This window comes from Bifidobacterium sp. MSTE12, from assembly GCF_000513015.1.
Taxonomy (GTDB): Bacteria; Actinomycetota; Actinomycetes; order Actinomycetales; family Bifidobacteriaceae; genus Bifidobacterium; species Bifidobacterium dentium.
The window spans coordinates 1-17,498 of record NZ_AZYA01000018.1; the positions used below are offsets into that span (position 1 = coordinate 1).

Sequence of the window (17,498 nt, forward strand, 5' to 3'; positions counted from 1 at the left end):
GGGGGGGGGTATGAATGACTGCTTTTTTTATGCAAGGAGAGAAGCGATGAACGCAGGCGAGCGTCACCTCGGTAGTCGAATACCCTTCCAAATATCCAAGCACATCATTGTTGTACTCATCAGCCTTATCGTGGCGCTGGGTTCCTGCTTGTTTACGACTGCTCCGGCGCATGCCGGCACGCCGTATACCACTACGAATAATTTGCTGAATTCGGTTGGTGGCACGGTCTACATCGATAAGAACATCGACTGGAAAAGCGCCGCTCAGTATTACGCTAACGGATCGTGGCACAATGTGTCCGATCTGACGCCTGCTGATCCCGCCAACCAGGACGGTAATCCTGTGGATTTGGAAAACGGCTGGAAAATGCGCTGGATACATACGTATTACAGCGGTGTGTACATGGTGTACCGGGCTCCGGATAACGGCAAAGTGACACTTTCGGGCTCTACGTGGAGCGGCTTCAAGATGCGCTTCAACAATATCGGGTACACCACCTCCGGTGAGAGGATCAGCTCCATCGTTGAGTTTAACTCAGTGCATGCATGGCAGCTCGACTCCGTTGGCCTTAAAGAACCCGCTTTTGTCTGCCCATTCCATTTGGGAGACCGCTTTGGTCCTGCAGCCGCCGCGGTTGCCAACAGCTATCCTGTGTCACTTACCGGATATGGAAGCTCTGAATTTGATGTTGGCATCAAATCGCGCTTCACGACCACGCTGGTCAAAGACGGGACCGATACTCCGATCGAGTCTGACAATGAGTTCAATGTCACGTATTGGGATATCGACCAGCCTATTCATCACGGCGCCAATGCTTTCCCCCGAATCGCCGACTTCACCCATCCAGGAAGAGAGGGCGTAGGACTGGTCAGCGGATACAAGTCTGCGCTGATTGGAAACAACACCACGCTTAAGGTTTCTGAAGAGGGCGGGACCACATGGTTCAAATCCAGTAAAAAGGATGATTCAAAAGTACCGGATGACATCTCCACCGTCGTGGCAAAAGCAGGACCCAGTTTCGTTACTGAGTGGTCTGGAGAAGGATGCGATACCGGAATGGGGTACGATTCCTCGGTCACCGTCTATCCTGAATGGCCAACCCCGGTAAAGTCACCGGAACGTCAGATTCATAATCGTGGTGATGTCGCTGATTTCGATGTCACCGAAAAGTTCCCCTATGTGGCTGACACCAACAAGGCGTCTTCCATCGTCATGACCGATACCTTGGATAATGCCTTGGATGCATCGCACGCCACGGTGACGGTATTGAAGAATGTATCGGGGAACTACGTTGACGTCACGGACAACTGGAAGATTGCCATCTCCGGTCAGACCATCACGGCTACGGCGAAGAATACTGGGCATGGATATGCCGAAGACGAGCATGTATTCCATATCACGGTGCCGGTTTCTACTACAGCTGACTTGAATTCGTATGAACGTGAGACCATCAATGGGATCTCTTATTGGAAGGTACCCAACCAGGCTTCCGTGGCGATCAACAATAACGCCAAGGTCACCAACACCGTGCATGTGTTCGTGCCCTATGAAGCCAAGGGCTCGATTCAGCTCAAGGCCATTAAGCACCTTGAAGGTGGCACCTTGCAGGATGGCCAGTTCACCTTCACACTGAAGGATCAGGACGGAACCGAGCTCGACACGCAGAAGAACGACGCCTCTGGCAACGTCACCTTCAAAGAGATCAACTACACCCTGAGTGATGTCGGTAAGACCTTCACCTACACCATTGAGGAACAGGCGGAGAACACCCCGGGCGTTGTGTACGATACCCACGTCGAGACCGTCACCGTCACGGTGGAGGATGCCGGCGAAGGAAAGCTGAAACTCACTCCGTCGTATGGCGACAACGCCCCGGTATTCAAGAACACGCGCAAGATTCCTCTGACTGTCATCAAGAAGTCGACTGACGGCAGTCTGCTTCCCGGTGCGGAATTTACGCTCTACAAGGATGACGGCAACGGTGTCTACGACGATAATGATCAGCCCGCTACCGTGTATTCCGACGCCAATCTCACCGCAGCCATTCCGGGCGCCGTCGTTACGACCGATGGCAACGGAGAGGCCCACTACTACGGCCTTATGCCGGGTACCGACTACTGGCTCAAAGAGACCAAGGCCCCGGCTGGCTACAACCTTGATACTGCGGCTCATCTGATTTCCGTTGCACATGATGGAACGGTGAGTACCAAAGACAGCGGCGGAACAACCGCTGCGCTGCCCCTCAAAGACGGGGTGGCCGCCATTACTATCGCTGACGAATCCATTCCCAACTTGCCCCATACGGCAGGCTCGGGTGCGACAGCCATACTGCTCTTCCTCGGAAGCCTTCTGGCCATCGGAGGCGGCGGTGCGGTCATGCTTCGTCGGCGGTCAGGCTCAGGACTGCACAGCCGGGTCTGAGCAATCAATGTAATCTTCCCATCCCCGATGAGAAAAGGAGAAAAGGATATGGGAACCGTTCTCAAGCAGAAGATGAGCATGCTGGTAGGCTTGCTCGCAGCGATCGCCATGGCGTTCGTGCTCACTCCGGTCGCGGCGCACGCTACCCCGACGAGCCCGACCGATGTGGCCGATAGCACGGTAACGATCAACAATCTGATTGACGGTGACACGGTGGAGGCCTTCCTCATCGCCGATGCCGATATCGATGCGTCGAACAACCTTACCTACACGATGGCCGCCAATCTGCCGTCTGCCTATGACTCGATCGATAAGATCAAGGTTGTTGCTTCCGATGGCAATTCATTCCATCAGGGTAGCGACATGCAGAATGCCGCCAGCGCCATCGCGAAGGCGTTCGCTGACGCCGGTACGACTGCGGCGGCCAGCGCCACCGCTTCCGGCACCTCGGCCACGCTTACGCTTGGTAGCGGCTACTACCTTGTGCGCGTGACGAGCACGAGCGGCCAGACCCGCGTCTACCAGAACATGGTCGTCGACGCGAGCCCGGTGGCCAATGCCTCCGGAACCTATGATGCTCACCCGGCCCAGACCATCGACGTCAAGAAGACCGATGTGACCATCAAGAAGGGTGTCGGCTCCGAATACAAGGAGTCCACCGACAAGTACAGCGTGGGCGATATGGTCCCGTTCAAGGTGGAAACCGTCGTTCCGAACTACCCGGCCGACTCCAAGGATGCCACCTTCGAAATCAACGATCAGCCGACCGCCGGTCTTGAAATCGACACCACGTCCATCAAGATCAATGGTGTGGCTGCCGTTTCCGGTACTGACTACACCATCACTGCGGCTACCAACGGCTACACCATCAAGTTCGCCAAGGCTTACGTGCTGGCTCACCCGGGTGAGGCTATCACGGTCACCTACAACGCCAAGCTCACCTCGGCTGCCTTCTCTCACGATGCCAATGACGTGACCGGCAACACCGCCACCGTCACCTTCAACCCGAACCCGTACACCTCCACGACCGTCACTCCGGACAGCAAGACCAAGGTCAAGACCTACGGTTTCGTGTTCAAGAAGACCGATCCTGATGGCAACGCCCTGAAGGGTGCCGTTTTCGAGCTGAAGGTCACCAACAAGGATGGTTCCACCACTACGCTGACCTCCACCTCCGACGAGAACGGCTATGTGTACTTCGAGGATCTCGGCGAAGGCACCTACACCGTTACCGAGACCGTGGTGCCGGCAGGCTTCAGCAAGGTCGCCGACCAGACGTTCACGCTGAACGAGGCGTCCTGCACCCAGGACAACCCGGCCACCGCCGTTGTCGAAAACAACTACCTGGTTTCGTCGGTGAACGTCGTCGATCCGAAGCAGCCGGCTCTCCCGATCACCGGTGCGGCGGGCACCTTTGCCCTGACCGCCGGCGGTGTGGCCCTGCTGGCAGTGGGTATCGTCTTCTTCCTGCGCTCTCGCAAGCAAGAGCTCTAAGAAGCACTCAGGCGGGCTGAAGACCTTGTCGTCTGCACAACATGCAAGGCACGCCATGAAAGCAGGGGGACCTTCGGGTTCCCCTGCTTTTGCCGTGTCCGGTACCAAAAAACGCTTGAGACGAAGGCGCCGTCTGCGACTTGCCGCCGCCAGCCTGATTCTGCTAGCGGGGCTTGCGCTGATAAGCTACCCATTCGTCAGTGACTGGCTTAATCAGCGTGCGCAGGATGCTGTGAGCAATACTCAGCAGCAGACGGTCGCTGCCTTGAAACCCGCGGATCTCTCCGCGGAAAAGGCGAAGGCGGAAGCATACAACGCCCATTTGCGCGACGGTAGTTCGCGAGTGGTCGACCCTTTCGACCAAGATGATGCTTCCCCTGGCAACGACGAGTACGAGAGTGTGCTCAACGTCGCCGGTGATGGAGTCATGGCAGAGCTGATCATTCCTTCCATCAGCGTTGACCTGCCCATCTACCACTACACCACAGAAGAGCCGCTTTCGCATGGAGTGGGGCACGTGGTGAACACTTCGGTACCCATCGGAGGTGACTCCACCCATAGTGTCTTGGCCGGACATACGGGACTTCCCACGGCGCGACTGTTCGATCGGCTTGACGAACTCAAGAAGGGTGATTGGTTCATCATCCGCGTTTTGGGGGAGGATCATGCCTATAAGGTCTATTCCACCGAAGTCGTACTGCCGAGTGAGGTGGATAGCCTCACTACGGAGGAGGGCCGCGATCTGGTGACGCTCGTGACCTGTACGCCCTACGGTGTGAACACCCATCGTCTGCTCGTCCATGCCGAACGCACCACGGTGCCCGCAGGATGGAATGCCTCCGAAAGACCATCCGTACGTTCCGTGACGCCGCCTGCCGAGTTGCCGCGTCATCTTTGGGTCTATGCGATTGCCGGGGCGTTGGCCGCCGTCGGTATTCTCGTGGTTGCGTGCCTGGTCGGCTGGATTCGCAAGCGCCGGAAGCGTACCCGAACCCGGGCGCGACGGTCGAAAGGCTAGATGCACGCGCCTCAACGGCAGCCATTCTTGTAAAACGTGGCGGTTTGCCACCTAAAAACCGTGTAAAACGTTACGGAAAGCCACCCGAAAGCCATGTAAAACGTTACGGAAAACGTGGCAGTTGATATACTGATTGACACGGATTCCGTTACGGTAGTCGAGTTTTGCGAGGTGGAGTGATGCTGAAACGCAAGGCGTGGGAACGTCTGGAGCACTGGAAGCGGACCGATGCGCGGAAAGCGTTGATGATTACCGGTGCCAGGCAGATCGGTAAGACGACGTTGGTTCGTGAGTTCGCTAAACATCACTACAGGCGTTTTGCCGAGTTGAATTTTCTGGAAGATCCCAGAGCCGCATCGGTGTTCGACGGATCTCTGAGTGCGGATGCCGTTATCTCCAACCTCACTGCGTATCTGCAGACCCAATTGGAGCCAGGGCATACATTGATTCTGTTGGATGAAATCCAAGAGTGCCCATCGGCGCGTACCGCCATCAAGTTCCTGGTGGAGGATGGTCGTTTTGACTATGTGGAAACGGGCTCTTTGTTGGGCGTGAAGAATAAGCAAGTGGCTTCTTACCCGGTAGGATTTGAAGAGCAACTACGCATGTATCCATTGGACTTCGAAGAATTCTGCTTGGCCAATGGTGTGCAGGAATCGACCATTGATATGCTTCGAGACCGCTTCAACGGGAACGAACCCGTCAGCAATTCGGTGCATGACACCATGATGCGCCTGTTCCAGGCGTATGTTGTAGTGGGTGGCATGCCTGACGTGGTTCAAAGGTATGTGGATACTCACGATATCGCGCAGGTAATCGCCTTGCAGTCCGACCTGTTGGCCTTGTATCGTCTTGACATCGCCAAATATGCGGATGATAAGGACAGAACGAAGATTCGGTCGATTTTTGATGCCATTCCTTCCCAACTTGATGACAAGAATCGTCGATTCGTGCTTGCGGATCTTTCTAAAAATGCTCGGCAGAATCGTTATGCCAGTAGCTTCCTATGGTTGGCGGATGCTGGTGTGGCCTTGCCCTGTTACAACGTCAAGGAGCCGGTTCCGCCATTGGAAGGCAACGGCAATCACAGCCTGTTCAAACTGTTTCTCAGTGATACCGGTCTGCTATGTACGGCATCCATGGGCGGCATCCAATATGATCTACTGCAGGGAAACCTTGACGTGAATATGGGCGCAATCATGGAGAATGTCGTGGCCCAGGAGCTACGTGCGCATGGTTTCGACCTGTATTATTTCAATACGAATCGTCTTGGCGAGGTCGATTTCATGGTACAGAGTGGCAGAATCGTGTTACCTGTCGAAGTGAAGTCAGGCAATGATTGGACAAAGCACAAAGCGTTGGATAATGTGCTTGCGGTTGATGATTGGGCGTTGAACAAAGCATATGTGCTGTGCAAAGGCAACGTTCGGCAGGATGGTCGGATTACCTACCTTCCGCTGTATATGAGCATGTTCCTCGAACCGGAGCGTCGGCCGGAATCGATGATCTTCGATTTGGATCTCAGCGCCTTACGGCAATAGGCGAATACTTTATTCGAACCAAGCTTCGACTCGTCGGCACTGACCAATGATTCCGTTTGCTATGTGCCGTATCAGCATTCCTCTATTTGACCTTGTCTCTGGGGATGGGTCAAAAGACGATATTTCTTGTAAGCAGTTTTGCGCCGTTACTATAAAAGCGAATGGCAGGGTCTGGCTGAGTGCTTTAAGTGCGGAACGGCAGAATTCCCAATCATCCGCTCCAAACGGGGCAGTGAGCTTTTCCCAATGTTTGAGCTCGATTCTTTCGTAGTTGTATTCACCACCAATACTCATGGCCAGTTTGCGCTGTTTGCGCTGAGTTTGATAAGCGAACATGGATGCTATGTCGTAGAGTGGCGCAAATGTCGGTTTTTCGCCAACCGGCTCAAGCAATGCGTAATTCTTCGCATGGGCGTCGGTTCCCGCAATGAGGAAATTAATGACAAGCGCCATGTAGAACAACTTTATTTCTGTTTCATCGAGGCCGTTGGCCCGCATGCACTGAATGATATCTTGAGCGGAAGGACCTCCCTCGGATTGGTACTTGTTTGCGGTTGGATGCGCCGTCGCTTGGCAAAAATCTTCCTGATGGATTCGAGCGACGACAGAGCGGCCGTTGCGGTCCACGACCCTACGGTCCCAGCGCGCACTCACGAGTGCCGGAGTGCTGCCAAACGTTTTAAACGAAGTTTGCGCAACAGGGATTCCCATTTCATTTAAGGTCTTTAAACAGATGTATTCATTGAACGCCTGCTCATGCAAGGTATGTATGCCCGGCTTGATGATATGTGTCGTCGGTGCGGCTCCCTTTGCCTCATACCAAATTTCATCGATATGATGAAGTGCGATTTTGTCTTGTGCACCGTTCAGGGACCAATGTTCGTCTGAGACCTGCCAAGAAGCTTGATGTGTATCTGTGATGGCTTTGAGACGTTTCTCGATTTCCTCTTCCGAGATCGGGGTGAGTGAATATTCGCTATTCTCAACTGATTCAAGTTGCTCTGGTAGTACAAATTGTGCTCCACCGGCGCAATCCAGACCGATTACGGTGAGCAGAGCGAAAGGATTGTTGCCGTTGACTCCGTGAAGCCGGCCAATTGTCCTGCGCATTTCTGGATTATCGGGTAGAACGCCGTCTATATAGGCTTCGACCGGATTGCCGGTCCATGGTTCCGATCTTCTTGGCAGGGATAGAGAAAGCTGCCCCGGTGCATGTTTGTCGTAAATGAAGGAATGTTTCCCGGCAGCGTTTTCCTGTAAAACGCCGATTCTTTGTCCTTCAAGTAGCACGATAAGTGTTTTGTCGGTCATTGTCGCGTTTCTCCGTCATCCAAGTCGTTGTGGGTGCTTCTCTCAAGATCTTTGGCTTGCTGGGTGACCTGTTTTGATCTGTCTAGCATGACACTGTAGGTGTCGAAGAAGTCGCGGTCATAAAATGCGAGGACGTTCTGCATCGTTTTGCTAAGTTCTTCAGTGAAATGTGGCTGTAAGGAACTGTTGAATTTCGCCAGGGCTTCCTTCAATTGGGTCATGGGAAGTGTCTCGACGGAGCTCGAAAGGCCTTTTGCAACCTGCGCGTAGGTTTGGCCTGATGGACTGGTTTCGGTTGGTGCAGGTTGTTTGACGTCCTGTCTTGGGCCGTCTTGTGGGGTGTCGGTGACGACATAGTTTACGGATATGCTCATTTTGAGGGCGGCCATGATTTTCAGGATTCTGGTGAAGCTGGGGTTGGCGATATGCCCGTGTTCCAGCTGGTTGATCCAAGGACGGGGGATTCCTGTGGCTGTTGCGAGCTCGGTCTGCGTCATGTTGTTGGTGATTCGCGCATCCTGCAGTGACGTGGAGAGCTGTGTGAGAGAGCTGATCTCCGTTTGAAAATCGGTCATCTTCCGTCCTGTTCGATTTTCCGTACATCCATATTGTTGTTTGAATAATCAAACATTATCATATATTTGATGTTTGGATAATCGAACATATCGTTTTTTGTTTGATTATCCAAACATTCGATAGTTCGTTGCTTGTTGTTTGCGAGAGCCGGACTGATTCGTCGATGGATGACGTGTTCAAACGTGTTCCGGTTATGGTCGGATCAGGGCTGCACTCGGCACTGAGATGTCGGATACAGTGTCGATGAAGATCGAGAGGCGGGTGCTGCCGAAATTATGCCCGCGTCTTATTCCCGCGGATCGCTCTGATTTGAGGAAGGCTAGTGGCAACGTGGGTTATCTGAATTGCTGTTACCAATACCGTACATACGCAAGAAACGATATTCCAGCCGGTAATCTGCCAAGATATTGCCGATGCCTGAAAGACGAGCAGCGCGAGAGTGGGTGCCAGATAGCGCCATCCAACTGTAATCCGGATATATCGTCCGGCATCAACGACTCGCATCATGAACACCAGCATCTGCCCTAAGGCAGAGGCGATGCACGCTCCCGTTGTTCCTAATACGGGAATGAGGAGAGGAGTTAGGACTACGCACGCAATTGCCCCGAACATCGTGGTTTTCATGACAAAGGAGGTGTGCATTGTGGTCGAATAGACCGTTCCATAGAACGACGCGAACACACTGAAGAGATTGGAAATCAGTAGGATGCTGATCATCGGCCATGCAACATAGGTTTCTCCCTGCAGCATGATGGATGCTATGAAAGGCGCGAAAAGCGATAGCAACGCGCACATCACGGTAAGTGCGGCTTGCAGGGCACAGAATACTGAAGAGAAGAATTTTCCAAGTCCTTTGCTGCCGGATTCTTGATATGCGGATAATTGCCATGCTTGCTGAAACACCATGTAGGCAGTGTTGAGAAGACCAGGAATTTTAGAAGCGGCAGCGAACATGCCCGATGCTGCAATGCCCAGCATTCCGGTAATGAACAGTCGATTGATGCCCGAGCTCAACCACCAAAAGAGATTGTTGGGAATCAACGGGAGCGCATAGATGAGCATAGGGCGAATGATCTTCCATGAATCGTTCACGGCGAGTTTCGTCATATGCCTGGCTCCGCTCAGGAAGGCCTTCGTCAGCCTTCCAAAACTCATGTAGAGCATGATTGCAAGCATTGGGCCGACTGATACCGAAATAAAGTATCCGGTAATGCCCATTCCCAGTTGCCCGATGGAAAGACAAGCAAGAACAAGCGTGGTGACAGAGGAAACCCCGGCACATATTGGAATGAGTTTCACCTCACCCATGCCTCGGGCGACTTCGCCGCAAAGATTCATAATCGCGCTGGTCGCATAGGCAAGGATGAACCATGCTTTGTAATTACCGAGGCCGCCAAAAGCATCCAAGTCAAGAATCGGAGAGAAAAGCGTTACCAGCACTACGGAGAGAAGCGTTATCGAAATCGATATCGCAACATATTCATCCTTTTTATCTTGGTCACCCACAATAAAACGAACCGCTGCCTCCGCGATGGAGAATGTCGCAAGAGGCATTGCAAGGTTGATGACCGTGAGGGACATGTCGGTAAGACCGTATTCCCCGGCACTCATGTAGTAGGTGTATAGGGGAACCAGGAAAAAAGTAATCAGTTTTGTCGCCACGGCATTGATCGCGAATAAAACGGTATTGAGAACCAGCCGTCTGTACTTGCCCATCCTAAAGCCTTGCCATTTCAGATAAAACGTCAATTAAGCCAATAACATTCGTCGACGTATTGCGTCAGAACACTCGAAGGCATGCATGCTTCGCTTCTTGGTCATGCGTCACGATCAGCCGACATTGCGAGTTACTCGTTCAATGCCTTATTTCCGTCCGGTGAATAACGAAGCGGCCTGACGTGCGTTCCCGGCACCGATCACTCGTTTGATTGATTGCTTCATACGCTTCTTTACCGATTCAGAAAAAGAAAGCATCTGATTCGCCTCAATCAACCTCTGATATGCTTCGTTCTCATTGTCGTCAGACACGAACACCTCCAAAACAACGGGTTTAGAGGAATCTGCGAGGAACGCTTCGCTCAGTTGTTCGAATTCATCCATCGATGAAGCGCTCATATAGGTGAATCCACAGTCGCTAGCCCAACCTGAGGCGGTCTTGAAATGTCCGCCGGCTGCGATGTAACGATCCACATCCTCGTCATGGCCAACGCCTAATTTGAACTCGAATCCGCCATTATTGTTGATCAACAGTATTCTGACATTGGGTTTCACGCCCCTGATCGACAGAGAGTTGATGTCATACAGGAATGCCAAATCGCCGGTGACCATAATGCACAGATCCTCCGTTGCAAAGCTCTGGCCGATAAGCGTGGACATGCCGCCATCGATGCCAAATGCTCCCACATTCGAGAAAAACGTTATGGAATCATCGAACGTAAAAAGTTCCCATACTCGCAGGCTATTGAGGATCGAAAGCTGGATGGTGCTTTGTACAGGAATACGCGATGACATGTATTGCGCGATGGCGGCATTCGAAAACGGCACCTGAACACGAGTCGTAACGTTCGAAAGCAGACCACGCCACTGATCGATATACGCATCGTCGTTACGAGCCTGATCATCCTCGACAGAGCATGCCCTTTCGAAGAAGAAATCTTCGGAACACTGGAACACCTCGGTAAGCTTGTCGTATGTGTCAACGACGTTGCCATCTTCGGCGATACGCCAATGCTCAATGGAGGCGAACTCCGGTTTTGAAATCATTCTGTACAACGGGTAGTCGCCGGTCTGGCCACCAATGGTAATCATGATATCCGGCGCCATTTGGCCGAATGTCTCCATGCTCAGCGAAGACATCAGCATGTTCGTGGCGACACAGTATGGAGAATGGAAGTTCGACAACAGATTCGCGTATACGACCGCTCCCCAGCGCTCACAGAAATCGTTGATGAGCTTGTGTATGCGTGCGTTGAAAGGACGATGCTCGCCAATGACGACCATCACTTTTTTCCCCTTCAGCGGCAGATTCCAGCAGTCTTCCGTTCCGTGCCTTTGCACGCATCGCAGGATCGGCTCCTCGTTTCCTAAGGGAAAGTCAAGCCACGGAACACACAATTGAACCGGTCCAAACCCATTGTGAGTAAGCTCTTGGATGGCCTGATTAGCCATTCGAATGCTGTGATAGACATCGTTGACATCAGAAATATACGGTAGCGTAAATGATTTCTTGACGCTGTCGGCGGGCAATGACCCTTGATCGGGTGCCTGCATGTATTCCTGATAGGTGAAACGAGGATGTTTTTGCATGGAGATGACAAACAGCGGAACGCGTTTGTAGTAGGCTTCGGTGAGCCCCGGAACATAATTTCGCGTTGCTTGGGCGCTGGTGCAGCACAAGGCGACCGGGATGCCGGTCTGAAGATAGATGCCAATGGCAAAGTATGCTGCACTCCGTTCATCGACAACGGAATGACAGGTGAAGAACGGATCGTTCTGCAAGGCCTTGATGAAGGCGATGTTGGTTCCTCCGGGACTGATGACCACGTGGTTGATTCCGTTTGCTTTCAGCAGACGCGTTACGATGCTGATGTTTTCCATGTTATTTGGCATAGCGTTCTCCAATTGTTCCTAAAAGAATCAGTTTTTCAGCGAATAGCCGCCGTCGAGCACAACGGTTTGCCCCACCATAAAATTGCAGGCGCCGCTCAACATGAATACAACGAATTGCGCAATCTCTTCGGGAAGCGCCACCCGCCCGAGCGGGTTCTGATTACAGTAGCCGTTATCGCCCTGCTTCATGGCAAAGCCTTGCATTGCGGTTTTCACCACGCCTGGCGCAACGCCATTCACAAGCACGCCATAAGGGGCCATCTGAAGACCGAGTCCTACCGTCAGGCCGCGTATGTCCCATTTGGACATGCGATAAGGGTAGGTGGCGCCGACGAATCCTCCCTGTGAAGAGATATTGACGAGATGACGGTAGGAATGTGAAGGGTGTTCCATCCAATGTTTGCAAAAAGCCTGAGAGGCGAAGAACGTACCGCGGCTGTTGGTCTCGTATATCCGATTCCATTCATCGACACTTACGTTCGGAAAGAACTCATGCGGTTGCATGCCGGCATTATTGATGACTGCGTCAACATGTCCATCGAGCAGATCGACGCACTGCGCGACTTTGGCGTCGGCTTGTGAGGAGTCGGCTATGTCCCATACGAGATAGCGCATCCGTTTTTCATCCAACTTCGCTGCGGCCGTCTTGAGTTTCTTCTCGTTCCGGCCTGTGATGAGAACTGTCGCACCTGATTCGACGCACTGCTTCGCAATGGCGAATCCGATGCCTGATCCTCCTCCGGTGATGACAATGCGTTTTCCCGATAAGGCATCATGATTTTGGATTTGATTGAGCGCGATGGTGTTGACTCCGCCTGCTTTAAGCGTTTGGATAAACGCAGAGCAGGCGCGTGACAATCGTAGGGCGGCTTTACCGACTTGTTTGATCATGCGATTCCCAATCTAACGCCCTGAGTCGGCGGCTAATACGGAGTGATCCAGCCAGGTTTTGAGGTCGGTGGAGAACGCGTCAAGATTCTGTTTCGCCTTGTCGAGAGCGAAACGTTGTGCCTCGCGCAATTCCGAGGGGTTGTCGAGATATTGCAGCGTCACCTTGATGGCTTCTTCTGTGGACAGCTTTCTGCCATTGATTGAGAAAGGATATCCGATTGACTCATACAGCCCCTCGAATTTTGGACTGTACGAGAAGGGCAGGGTCGCCACTCCGGAAGAGAATGCACCGACTGTGGCATGCATTCTTGCGCCGGAAAAAACGTCCATGTTGGAGATATAGCCTTTTGCCTGCATCGGTGATTTGAAGTCCGGTGCTAGGATGCAATGCTCATACTGTTCTGACAGTTCTTTGCATATGGGAGAGTCGCACTCCGGATACAGGCTACCCACCACGTGCGGGATGAGGTGAACGGTATAGCCCCGCTTGGTGATTTCGGGAATGATCTGTTTGATGTACTCACGGTAGTTAACCGTCAAGCCGAATTGGTTGGACTCCGTATATCCGCCAGTCCAAAGCAATCCCGATACATTTAGACCGAAGCGCGGGCCATGGTCCTTAAGCTGCACTTGATCTTTTGGCAAGGCAAAAGCCACATCCGTCGTGGTAATTACGTCCGTGCCGGTCATGTCTTTGACCAATCTTGCGGATTTCTTATCGCGCGCATAAACTCTATCCGCCGATACTATGAGCCATCGGGCGATCCTTTTGACCAGCCCACTGTTGAATGGGCCGTATGTTTGTGGACCCAAGACAAGGCATCCTGCTTTTCTGATGGCCACGACCTTGAAGAATGAGGTTAGAGCGAATCTCTTGAGCCCGTAGATGTCCGAGAAGCTGTCTCCTTCCGTGAAATCAATGACCACATCACTGTGCGCGATCTTTTGTCTTGCTAGTTTCATTGAGGCTAGATTTTTGAATGAGTATCTGATTACTTCTTCAGTTACCCAGCTTTTTTTGACGGCAACATAGTCAGCACAATCAACATTCGATAGAACAGCGAGTTTGAGTTGTGTTCCGCTACCCTCAAACATCTCCAGTAGCAGTTCACGGAAAGCATATGCCAGAGCGCTGCATCCAAGATTAGGGGAACTGAAGCTCAAACCGCATAGAACGATACGGATAACGTTTTTATTCATTCGGTAACTCCTTTTTGCGTTCCTTCATGTGTGTTTTGTAATTGAGTAATGCAAATTCTATAAATAGCAACCAATAATAAGTTACAGATTGAACGTCGTAAAAATATCCGCATATGATATAAGAAAGTATAACTATGAAGACGATTTTAGAGTCAGCCCATCTCTTAACTGCTATGTAGAAAAGGAAAAAATAAAGTGATGTGATACCTAAAAGTCCCATTCCAAGAAAAGTGTTCGCTATATCGCTTTCTAGGAACCAAGAATCTAGCCAAAAATATTGACGAGTCAATTTCGTGTACGGTAAGCCTGAACAATCAATTCCATGTCCGAAGAATAATTGCCCACTGTTCATCTGGTGAATTAAATCCGGGAGATTGGAATAGTAATTAAAATGGGCGGCCGCACTGGAATCCAACTGGGATCCCTCGTTGAATATCATGTTTAATCTATCTATAGATGTTCCTATGACCTTATCAAGCATGCTTTGAATTTTTGGGACAAAAACAAGTAACGATATACCCATGCCAATAATAGTGAAAGAGATAAGAAAATTTCGAAGTTTGATTTTTTCTTTGATTTTCTCTGACGTGATGTATTGGAAAAAGAAAAACAGCATAACTACAACGACGCCAATGATTGTTGTGCTGCTTTGTGTTAAAAAACCTGAGATTAGTGCAAGGATTTTCCATTGAACGCTTTCAAACGCGAAAACTAGGATGATCGCTGCCGCAATTCCTCCGGCGTTCCAACAGAGCCCGGTTGATACTAACCCAGATGCTTTATATTGTGATGCGTTTTCGACCATATGGAGGGTCTGGTTGAAAACAAGATCATTAAGATCGGTTTTCAGGATGCCCCAGAATATGGTTTGTAGAAATATCCAGATTATATTTATTTTTCCGGCAATCAGAACACCAGATATGACTCTTTCAGAATCTTTGCTGTCTAGAAGAAGAGATGCCGAAACTATGAAGACAAGTAGTATGCTGAGTAAACCTTTAAAATTATTTTCGCCATATGCTTCGGGAAGCGTTGAATATGTGAAAAAGAAAGTAATGCACGCGGAAAAGAGAAGAGGCATCAAGGGTGTGCGCCTCATTCTAAACCTGCCGGTTATGATCAGCAGGGGCACGGCAAGCGCCATGAGCCATACGTATATGCTGTAATGCCCAATTCTGAGAACCGGGATGCAAGAAAAAATCCCAATGAAGAACAGGAGATGGCTGAATAGATTGGTCGAGGAAAATCTGAATTGATTGGTGCTCATTGTTTTACCATTATTAGATAAAGAGAAGCTCACCGATAATTTGAATAGGGCCTTGCTTTAAATATCGTTTTCTTATGATAAGAGAAACTCGACGTATCTTTGATTTCTTATACAGATTTGCAAACTCAGATAACGTATTTCGATCATCTGACGGTATGTCATGGTACGTATCAAGGAAAACCCCCGCTTGTTTAACGGCCATCCGTAATGTTTTTTTGACGTGGTTGCTTCCGGAGAGTCTTTTTAAGATGAATGACGGGCTATTGACTTTTGTCGCTCCAACAACATTGCCACCATGTTGGCGATATTTAATTGTAGATTTGTTGAGAAAGACAATATGACCGAATACGGATGCCACCAGAGAAAACCACCAATCATGCATGGCGATTTTCTCGATGTCGTTGAGCTCGAGTGCTTTCTGTAGGAGCTTTCTGCTGAGCATTGTCGTACAGCCCGTGACGTTGTTCTGCACAACAATCCTGTTGACTTCGGTGCAAGACGGATCTAAAGCTCGGTACTTGATAAAGGAATCGCCTAAGACATTGAGATCTTTGTCCACCACTTCGAGGTCCGTGTGAACTAGGATTCGCCGATCTTGGAACCTCTGTTCGGCGGATTTCATCGCACGGAGCGTATCTTCGACTTTCGACTGTGTCCAGACATCGTCTTGATCGCAGAACATAACGTATTCGGAATCGGTTTTATCTAACACGTATTGGGACAGTGTCCAGAAGTTATGTTTGGAACTGTGCTTGGCGCTGGGAGCGTTCACAATCGTTATCTGTTGGGGATAGCGATTGGCATATTCCTGTTCGATGGCGAAGGTGCTGTCAGTGGAATCGTCGTCTCTGATAAATAGATGCCAATCATTGCAGCTCTGGGAGAGGATTGAGTCGATTTGCGCTCGTATGAATTGCTCGCCGTTGTAACTCGCCAGAAGGATTGCCACTTGTTGACTCATTGATGTTGCTCCATGGAATTACTCGTAAACACCTGTTCGTATTCGTCTGCGATGTGTTGCCAGCTGTAGGCGTTCCGGATGCGTTGCGTGGAGAGTCTGCCCAGCTCGGTGATCTCCGCAGCGCTCATGCGGTCGGCGCGGTCGATCAGCCCGGCCAGATCGCCCGGCTGCTTGCTCCAATAGAGAGCGGAATCCTCGGCAACCTCGCGGTTGAAGCCGACGTTCAACAGCAGGTTCAGGTCCGTGGAGCCGAGCGCCTCGAGCAGACTCGGGTTGGTGCCGCCGACCTCATGGCCGTGGAAGTATGCGTACGCGTTCTCACGGATCTTCATGAGGAGTTCCTGGTCGTATACGGTGCCCACGAACTTGATGCGCGGATCCCGGTCGAAACGGGTCTTCTCCTTGAGCTCCTCCAGGAACCTGTCGCTCACATTGGTGATGAGCGCGAAGTCGCGCTCGGACCCGCTTTGCATGAACTCGCGGATCATGGTCTCGTAGTTGTTTTCCGGCACGAAACGTCCGACCACCAGGTAGTAGCCCTTCGGGCTGAGGCCTTTCTCCGTATACCAGCCAAGCAGTTTCGGGTCATCGTCCGCCAGTGAGCTCTTGCGGGTCTCGGCGCCGTACGCGATGAACGTGGTTTTCGGATCGTACTTGCCGTACTCGTCGTGGATGTACTTCTCGATGTTCTTGCTGTCACAGATCAGCAGGTCGCAGTGCTTGGCCATGAGCTGTTCGGAGATCTTCCAATACCTGCGTACCGGTGCGCTCCACTTGGCGCGCATCCACTCGTGGCCGTCCGGGTTGATGTACAGCTTGCCACCGAGCTTGCGGATCACGCGATGGAAGTGGGCTGCGAACGGTCCGATGCGGCATGCGAGAACATAAACAATCGGATGCGGGATGCGATTCGCGCGGATGTAGTTGACGCAATGCTGCAGTGCGGCCACGTCATAATAGATGGCTTGCGCCGGGCCAATATCAGGTACCTTCACGTTGAAGCAGTCGGCGTTGTGGTATTCGAAGGTCTTGGAGTCCTTGGCCTTGCAGGCCACGTGATACTTCAGCAGGGGGACGCTTTGATGGTATTCGGTCAGCCGATCCACAAAGGTCTCGTATCCTCCATAGTTACCCGGGATGCCCTTTGATCCCACAACGAACACATGTTGAACGCCGTCTGATGTCTCTACATAGCGGCCGTTATCGGC

13 protein-coding genes are annotated in these 17,498 nt (G+C 51.5%); 4 read left to right on the forward strand and 9 right to left on the reverse strand.

Annotated elements, in window-relative coordinates; translation table 11 throughout:
* The first annotated feature begins 46 nt into the window (after positions 1-46).
* The 4 genes from HMPREF1494_RS05105 (at position 47) to HMPREF1494_RS05120 (ending at position 6,475) form a co-directional block, all read left to right on the forward strand.
* Complete coding sequence (locus HMPREF1494_RS05105) at positions 47-2,422, forward strand: Spy0128 family protein (protein WP_231495335.1); 2,376 nt, start codon at positions 47-49, stop codon at positions 2,420-2,422.
* Positions 2,423-2,470: 48 nt separating this feature from the next.
* Positions 2,471-3,916 carry a SpaH/EbpB family LPXTG-anchored major pilin gene (locus HMPREF1494_RS05110; protein ID WP_003844640.1) on the forward strand — a complete coding sequence of 482 codons (1,446 nt, stop codon included), beginning with the start codon at positions 2,471-2,473 and terminating at the stop codon, positions 3,914-3,916.
* Positions 3,917-3,971: 55 nt separating this feature from the next.
* Positions 3,972-4,934, forward strand: a complete 963-nt coding sequence (locus HMPREF1494_RS05115) for a class C sortase (protein ID WP_034520464.1) — start codon at positions 3,972-3,974, stop codon at positions 4,932-4,934.
* A gap of 179 nt (positions 4,935-5,113) precedes the next feature.
* The gene (locus tag HMPREF1494_RS05120; RefSeq protein WP_034520467.1) at positions 5,114-6,475 is read left to right on the forward strand and encodes an ATP-binding protein; all 1,362 of its coding nucleotides are present in this window, start codon (positions 5,114-5,116) and stop codon (positions 6,473-6,475) included.
* 9 nt (positions 6,476-6,484) lie between these two features.
* Here the strand turns inward: HMPREF1494_RS05120 and HMPREF1494_RS05125 are convergent, their stop codons facing one another.
* The 9 genes from HMPREF1494_RS05125 to cps2T form a co-directional block, all read right to left on the reverse strand.
* Positions 6,485-7,786: a type II toxin-antitoxin system HipA family toxin gene (locus tag HMPREF1494_RS05125; protein WP_034520470.1), complete on the reverse strand. Its 1,302-nt coding sequence runs from the start codon at positions 7,784-7,786 to the stop codon at positions 6,485-6,487.
* The gene (locus tag HMPREF1494_RS05130) at positions 7,783-8,361 is read right to left on the reverse strand and encodes a helix-turn-helix domain-containing protein (RefSeq protein WP_034520476.1); all 579 of its coding nucleotides are present in this window, start codon (positions 8,359-8,361) and stop codon (positions 7,783-7,785) included. The genes HMPREF1494_RS05125 and HMPREF1494_RS05130 overlap by 4 nt, the downstream gene beginning before the upstream one ends.
* A 274-nt stretch (positions 8,362-8,635) precedes the next feature.
* Positions 8,636-10,078, reverse strand: coding sequence for a lipopolysaccharide biosynthesis protein (locus tag HMPREF1494_RS05135; RefSeq protein WP_034520480.1), 1,443 nt, complete (start codon positions 10,076-10,078; stop codon positions 8,636-8,638).
* A 147-nt stretch (positions 10,079-10,225) separates the two neighbouring features.
* Positions 10,226-11,971, reverse strand: coding sequence for a thiamine pyrophosphate-binding protein (locus HMPREF1494_RS05140; protein ID WP_034520484.1), 1,746 nt, complete (start codon positions 11,969-11,971; stop codon positions 10,226-10,228).
* A gap of 27 nt (positions 11,972-11,998) precedes the next feature.
* Positions 11,999-12,862, reverse strand: a complete 864-nt coding sequence (locus HMPREF1494_RS05145) for an SDR family NAD(P)-dependent oxidoreductase (RefSeq protein WP_034520487.1) — start codon at positions 12,860-12,862, stop codon at positions 11,999-12,001.
* 12 nt (positions 12,863-12,874) lie between these two features.
* A complete protein-coding gene (locus HMPREF1494_RS05150) occupies positions 12,875-14,062 on the reverse strand; it encodes a polysaccharide pyruvyl transferase family protein (RefSeq protein WP_034520490.1) in 1,188 nt (395 codons plus the stop codon).
* Entirely contained in the window at positions 14,055-15,329 is a 1,275-nt protein-coding gene (locus HMPREF1494_RS05155) for a hypothetical protein (RefSeq protein WP_034520493.1), read from the reverse strand. The genes HMPREF1494_RS05150 and HMPREF1494_RS05155 overlap by 8 nt, the downstream gene beginning before the upstream one ends.
* Before the next feature lie 13 nt (positions 15,330-15,342).
* A complete protein-coding gene (locus HMPREF1494_RS05160; protein ID WP_003841019.1) occupies positions 15,343-16,290 on the reverse strand; it encodes a glycosyltransferase family 2 protein in 948 nt (315 codons plus the stop codon).
* Positions 16,287-17,498, reverse strand: a 1,212-nt coding sequence (gene cps2T / locus HMPREF1494_RS05165; RefSeq protein ID WP_231495336.1) for a beta 1-4 rhamnosyltransferase Cps2T, incomplete at its 5' end; no start/stop codon positions are given. The genes cps2T and HMPREF1494_RS05160, both read right to left, overlap by 4 nt.